The organism is Aurantimonas sp. C2-5-R2 (genome assembly GCF_036549495.1).
Lineage (GTDB): Bacteria > Pseudomonadota > Alphaproteobacteria > Rhizobiales > Rhizobiaceae > Aurantimonas > Aurantimonas coralicida_A.
Genome location: NZ_JAZHLJ010000217.1, coordinates 1 through 1,645 on the forward strand (window position 1 = coordinate 1; position 1,645 = coordinate 1,645).

1 protein-coding gene is annotated in these 1,645 nt (G+C 61.9%); it reads left to right on the forward strand.

Going from position 1 to position 1,645, the window contains the following annotated elements; genetic code table 11:
- Positions 1-190: 190 nt before the first annotated feature.
- Positions 191-1,621 (forward strand): ISL3 family transposase, encoded by a 1,431-nt coding sequence (locus VQ044_RS25055; RefSeq protein WP_327650362.1) that lies wholly within the window; start codon positions 191-193, stop codon positions 1,619-1,621.
- Positions 1,622-1,645: the final 24 nt, after the last annotated feature.

The window sequence follows — 1,645 nt, forward strand, 5'->3', positions numbered from 1 at the left end:
GTGGCTCTTGCGCATGTTGTGTGGTCTTGAGGCGTGGCGACTCTTTCTAACACCGCAGATGATGCGGTGGAGGAAGCATGCCTCAAATATCGATGATGCCCGGATGTCGCTTCAATGGAATCCGGCCCGAAGGTCCATCGGGACTGACGATTTCGTTGCAGAAGCGCTATAAGGTTGCGCGGTGTCCGGAATGCCGGCTGCCGACGCCGGACCTTCGGCGAGAACGTGCCGATGCTGGTCGCGCCGTCGGCGCGAAGGACGAAGCGGCTTGTCCAAGGCGCAGGCAAGAACGGGAATTGCTCTGGGCGGAGCGGCGGACAGCCGCCTTTCAAGGCAAATGGCAATGCCTGTCAGCGGCGACACGATCCTTCGGCTGGTTCGCCTGCTGCCCGAGCCGACGCCATCGACACCGACAATCATCGGCGTTGATGATTGGGCGATGAAGAAGCGGCTGCGCTACGGCACGATCACCGTCGACCTCCAACGCCACCGTCCGATAGATCTCTTGCCTGACCGCACGGCGGAGACGGTGATCGTTTGGCTGGAATCCAGGCCTGGGATCGAAATCGTTGCTCGGGACCGATCGACAGAATACCGGCGCGCCATAACGATCGGTGCCCGGAACGCCGTCCAGATCGCCGATCGTTGGCACCTTCTCCACAACACGCGGCAGATGGTCGAGCGATGGGCTGCCGGCGCTCATGCGCGTTTGCGGCGGCTGCCCGAACTGTCATCGCCGAAGGCGACGAAGACGTGTCGAACGAAGACGTGTCGAACGAAGGCGTTCAGACGATTGCGTTCCGACGCTGATGTCGCTGCCGAAAGCCGCACACGGCGACTGACGCAATATGACGATGTGCGTCGGCGTTACCTCGCCGGCGAGGCGATCGTGGCGATCAGCCGAGCGACAGGTTTGTCACCGACCACCGTCCGTAAGTTCGCTTATGCCGATGCCTTTCCCGAGCGGGCCGTGCGGGCAACGGCAAGCAGCATCATTGATCCCTATCTGCCGTTGCTGAGATCGCGGCTCGCGAACGGATGCGAAAACGGCCTGCAGCTCTGGCGCGAATGCCGCGATCTTGGCTATGGCGGTTCCGCCAGCCAGATTCATCGGTGGCTTCAGGACCACCGGACGGCTCCGTCGAAACATGCCCCGCATAGGACGGTCGATACGGCTCCGCCAGCTCCCGCCACCCAAAACCCTGTTTCGATTCCGTCCCCGAAGCAACTCGCGTGGTTGATCGTCAAGGCACCAGAAAGGAGGTCGATCGAAGAGGCTAACGCGATCCTGCGAATCAGCCAGGATCGCGACGCCGCCATCCTCATTCGAGTTGTTCGCCGTTTCGTCGATCTCGTCCGCCGGGTCGGAACCAAGGCCCATGATGCCGGCCCCGCGTTCGACGATTGGCTTCGTGGCGCAAAGCGCTGTGGTCTGCGTCCTGTCGAAACCTTCGCCGCAGGCCTTCAGCATGACGGCGATGCGGTTCGAGCCGCTTTGGAAACCTGTTGGAGTAGCGCCCAGGTCGAGGGCCAGGTGAATAAGCTGAAGCTGCTCAAGCGCTCCATGTATGGCCGCGGAAATCTCGAACTGCTCCGCCGCCGACTGATCCTGGCGCCGTAAAACCACACAACATGCGCAAGAGCC